The following is a 4,341-nucleotide window of genomic DNA, read 5'->3' as shown; positions in this document are numbered from 1 at the left end:
GTTACGGGTGGCGGTCATGACGCTGGGCTCCTTGCGTACTGGGGTTTGACCGGCTGTCCCGCCCAGGTTCACTCGGGAAGCGCGCCGCGTTGCCCGGGTCGTGCAACGCCACCACCTCATCACACACACGTCGATAATGCTTGATGGCCCGGCGGCACGCGGCGGCGTCCTCGGCGATGCCGATCGGGAGCTCCTCGGCGATGTTGCGATCGAAGAACGCCGTCTCCAGCAGGCCCACCACGCCGTTGGCGCAGCGGACCCGGACACCGGCCGACCCGGGATGATGGCCGCCGGTCGTCTCGAACTCCAGCCCGGGCGCCACGGTGACCGGCCCGTCGGCCAGCACGAGCCGCCCGGCGACCGCCAGCTCCCGCAGGAACGACCAGGAGCCGCTGGTGAAGTAGAACTCGGCGGGCGGGTGCCCCGGCGGCGCGCAGAGCATCTCCCGCACGCCGGCGTACGAGGCGTAGACCGTGGCCCGCGGCAGCAGCTGCGGCACGAGGCCCCCGGTGTGGTACGTGATCGTCTGGGTGAGCAGCACGAAGTCGATGTCCTCGCCGCGGACCCCGAGCCGGTCCAGCGCCTCGGGCAACAGCCGCACGTCGTGGAACCGGCACCGCGGGTCGAGGGCCTGGTTGGCGGCCTCGAGCGCCGAGCGGTCGGCATCGTCCAGCGGCAGGCCCAGGTCGATCAGCCCGGTCCGCTCGCCGTCGCTGACCAGCCAGACGTAGAACCACAGGTCGTGGAACTCGTTGTCGTTGCGGCCGAAGAACGCCTCCCAGCCCGGGATCGGCAGCCGGGCCACCGGGGTCGCCGCGAGCGTGTACGGGCGGCCGGTCATCGGTCGAGGACCTCGATCAGCCGTTTCGCCAGCGCGGCCCCGTCGCCGTCGCGTAGCCCCATCGGGTTGACCACGAGCACGTCGCGCCAGGCGAGGTCCTCGGCCACGTGGATTCGCGGCGCGCCCCGGTCCAGCTCGCGCACCACGTCATCGGCTGTGCGGCCGGACGGGGACAGGTCGATCTCGAGTACCGGCACGTCCAGGTGGTGCTCGTAGGCGTCGCGGACCGTGCACCGCACGTCCGTCTCCAGCGCGGCGCGGATGTCGGCCAGTTCCCGCTCCCCGTGCCGGTGGTGGGCGCCGGGGTCGCGGACGAAGGCCCGCAGCGCGACCAGCAGGCCGGCGATCTGTTCGCGGCCTACCTTCATGCCCCGGCCGATGCCGTGCCGGCCGCGGACCGGGTCGGCGCCGGTCACCTCCGAGCGCTGCCAGGTCCGGGGTCGGATGTCCATGTCCTGGTGGTGCAGCGCGACCGCGGCGACCAGGTCCGCCCGGCCGCAGAGGATCCCGGCGGTGTGCGGGCCGCGGAACGCCTTGCCGCTGCTGATCGCGACCAGGTCGGCGCCGCCGTCGAACAGGGCCGCGAGCCGCTTTAGGGGCGGCACGTCCATCGCGGCGTCCACGAGGACCGGCACCCCGGCCCGGTGCGCCAGCTGCGACACCTCGGCCACGCTGAGGTGGTCGCCGCCCCGCCCGGGCCGCCACAGCACCAGCGCGGCCCGCTCGTCGAGCTCGCGCAGCAGTTCGTCGGGGCGGGTGGAGCCCGGATAGCCGATCTCCACCAGTTCCGCGCCGACCGCTGTCAGCGCGTGGTCGTACGGGTCCCGGTGCGCCCGCTGGACGATGACCCGGCGGCGTGGCCCGGACACCTGCGGCAGTACGTCGATCGCCGCGGGCCGGTCGCCGGCCAGGCAGACGGCGGTGGCCAGGCTCAACGCCGCCGCCGCGCCGCTGGTGACGTAGGCGGCCGGCGCGCCGAGCAGCGCGGCGATCTCGGCGCCGGCCGCCTCCTGCAGCTCGTCCATGCGCACGTTGCGTGTGCCCGCTGCGCGCATGGCCTCGACGACCTCGTCGGACAGCGGCAGGCCGCCCAGCCGGGTGGCCGGCCCGACCGCGTTGATGATGGTCCGGATGCCCAAGTCCGCGTAGATGTCCATACGTGTCGGTGCCCTTCAGCTCGAAGCGGTGTGCACGATCTCGCCGCCCCGGACGGTCAGCTCGGCCGAGACGGTGGGGGACGGGCCGTCGGTCACCCGCAGTACCGCGAGGTCCGCCGGTGCCCCGGGACGCAGGCTCCCCACGCCGGCGCCGTCCAGCCCGGCGACCCGGGCGGGCACGATCGTCGTGCGGCGGACCACGTCGGGCAGGGCGACGCCGAGCGCGAGGAACTTCGCCATCACGTCCGGCAGGCTCCCGACGATGTCCCGGGAGTAGGTGTGCAGGTCGGAGCTGATCGTGTCGGGCAGGAACCCGGCCGCCACCGCCGCCCGGGCCTGCTCCGGGTCGAACCCGCACATGCCGTGCCCGACGTCGAAGACCACGCCGCGCTGCCGGGCCTCGGCGACCAGGTCGACCACCCGGCCGTGCTCGGTGAACGGCGTCCCGGACAGGCCGGTGAAGCAGTGGGTGAGAATGTCGCCCGGCCCGAGCCGGGCCAGGATGTCGGCCAGGGACGCCGGCGGAGGCCCCAGGTGGACCATCAACGGCAGCCCTTCGGCGTCGGCGACCTCGCGGGCGCGGTCCAGGGCCACCACGCCGTTGTCCCCGGCCACGTCGGCCGACGCCCGCACCTTCACGCCCACGATCCGGTCCCGGTGGGCGTCGATCGCCGCGCGGCAGCTGGCGGGGTCGACGTAGGCGAGAGTCTTCAGCTCACCGGAGAGCAGGATGCTCGTGGTACCGACGCTGGAGATGTTGATGAACGCCGCGATCCGGGTGCGGGCCTGTTCGACGGTACCGCGGATGAAGGCCCCGAACAGGTGCGCGCCGGCGCTGCCGGTGTCGACCATGGTCGTCACCCCGCTGGGCGGGCCGACGACGTCCGGATCGACGCCGAGGTCCTGGCCGACGAACACGTGCGTGTGCAGGTCGACCAGCCCCGGCGTGACCACTAGCCCGGACACGTCCACGATCCGGTCCGCCGCACCCGCCGTTGCGGGCGCGGCGATCCGCCCGTCCCGCACGACGACGTCGCCCGGGGCCAGAGAACCGGCCTCCGGGTCACAGACCAGACCACCACGCAAAACGAACGTCGTCATGAGACGCTCACCGGCTCGCCGGTGCGGGCCGACGCCGCCGCCGCGGCGGCGCAGACCATGGCCCGCCGTCCGTCCTCGGCCGTCGGGTCGACCGGCGCCGACCCCTCGCACGACGCGACGAACGCCGACAGCTGCCGGTGCAGCCAGTCGTCGCCGGCGTACGACTCGGTCCGCTCCACCGTCGCCGACCGCACGCCGAGCACGCCGCCCTGCTCGATCCGCAGCTGCCCGGCGCTGCCCTGCACGACGGTCAGCGACCGGGCCTCCGCCTCGTGCGTGCGGCCGAACGACAGCGCGATCCCGGCGACCGCACCCGACGCGAACGTCCCGGTGATGGTGGCCGCCGACTCGGCCTCCCCGACCAGGCCCGCGGTCCGGCAGGTCAGCTCGGCCAGCGGCTCGCCGACCAGCCAGGGCAGCCGGTCGAAGCAGTGGTGCGACTGCAGCTGCAGGACCCCGCCGCCACGGCCGGCATCCCAGTACCAGGGTGGCGTGTTCGGCGTCGCCTCGGCGATCACGTCGGTGACGGACACCGGCTCTCCGATCACCCCGTCGGCGACCAGCCGCCGGGCCGCGAGCCACTCGGCCCGGAACCGGTAGCTGAAACCGACCATCAGCACCGTGCCTGAGGCGTCCCGAGCCGCGATGATCCGGTCCGCCTCCTCGACGCTGTTGCACAGCGGCTTGTCGATCAGGACGTGGACGCCCTGCCCGGACGCGTGCACGCAGGCGTCGACGTGCCCTTCGTGCGGCAGCCCCAGGTACACCGCGTCGACCGACCCGGAGCCGAGCAACTCCGGATAGCCGTCGAACGCGGTCCCGCCGTACCGGGAGGCCAGCGCGCCGGCCCGCTCGCGCACCGGGTCGGCCACGGCGGTGAGCCTCACCCCGGGCAGCCGGCCGACCGTCTGCGCCACCTTGGCGCCCATGATCCCGGCGCCGACGATGCCAAGTCTGATCACGACCCGCCCCTCACATGCCCAGCAGTTCGCCGCCGTCGACGACGATGTCGCCCAGCAGGATGTGGGAGCTGTCCGGGGAGAGTAGGAAGCGGACCACGGCGGCGATGTCCGGGCCGCGGGCGACCCGGCCGGCGGGAATGCGGGGGCGGAATGCCAGGAGGCTGCCCTCGGCCAGGTCGTCGACTGTGGCATGGTCGCTGGCGAGTTGGCGCATCATCTGGGTGTCCGTCGGTCCGGGGGAGACGGTGTTGACCCGCACGCCGCTGGCGGCGACCTCCAT

Annotated in this window: 5 protein-coding genes; all 5 read right to left on the bottom strand. The window is 73.9% G+C overall.

Annotated features, from left to right (window positions below; all coding sequences use genetic code 11):
• Nucleotide 1: 1 nt before the first annotated feature.
• Nucleotides 2–841, bottom strand: a complete 840-nt coding sequence (locus ACGFI8_RS47860) for a hypothetical protein (protein ID WP_392815769.1) — start codon at nt 839–841, stop codon at nt 2–4.
• Complete coding sequence (locus ACGFI8_RS47855) at nt 838–1,998, bottom strand: aminotransferase class V-fold PLP-dependent enzyme (protein ID WP_392815766.1); 1,161 nt, start codon at nt 1,996–1,998, stop codon at nt 838–840. Before ACGFI8_RS47855 ends, ACGFI8_RS47860 begins: the two co-directional genes overlap by 4 nt.
• Nucleotides 1,999–2,013: 15 nt before the next feature.
• Nucleotides 2,014–3,099: an amidohydrolase family protein gene (locus tag ACGFI8_RS47850; RefSeq protein WP_392815764.1), complete on the bottom strand. Its 1,086-nt coding sequence runs from the start codon at nt 3,097–3,099 to the stop codon at nt 2,014–2,016.
• A complete protein-coding gene (locus ACGFI8_RS47845; RefSeq protein WP_392815761.1) occupies nt 3,096–4,061 on the bottom strand; it encodes a Gfo/Idh/MocA family protein in 966 nt (321 codons plus the stop codon). Before ACGFI8_RS47845 ends, ACGFI8_RS47850 begins: the two co-directional genes overlap by 4 nt.
• Before the next feature lie 10 nt (nt 4,062–4,071).
• On the bottom strand, nt 4,072–4,341 hold a 270-nt coding region (locus tag ACGFI8_RS47840), incomplete at its 5' end, for an SDR family oxidoreductase (protein WP_392815758.1).

The organism is Dactylosporangium sp. NPDC048998, from assembly GCF_043197855.1.
GTDB lineage: Bacteria > Actinomycetota > Actinomycetes > Mycobacteriales > Micromonosporaceae > Dactylosporangium.
Note: the sequence above shows the minus strand (reverse complement) of the source record. Positions and strands in the feature narration are given on the sequence as shown.

Bases quoted from the DNA above. Each gene is read 5' to 3' on its own strand.
- ACGFI8_RS47860 (WP_392815769.1), bottom strand. From the start codon at position 841: ATGACCGGCCGCCCGTACACGCTCGCGGCGACCCCGGTGGCCCGGCTG.
- ACGFI8_RS47855 (WP_392815766.1), bottom strand. From the start codon at position 1,998: ATGGACATCTACGCGGACTTGGGCATCCGGACCATCATCAACGCGGTC.
- ACGFI8_RS47850 (WP_392815764.1), bottom strand. From the start codon at position 3,099: ATGACGACGTTCGTTTTGCGTGGTGGTCTGGTCTGTGACCCGGAGGCC.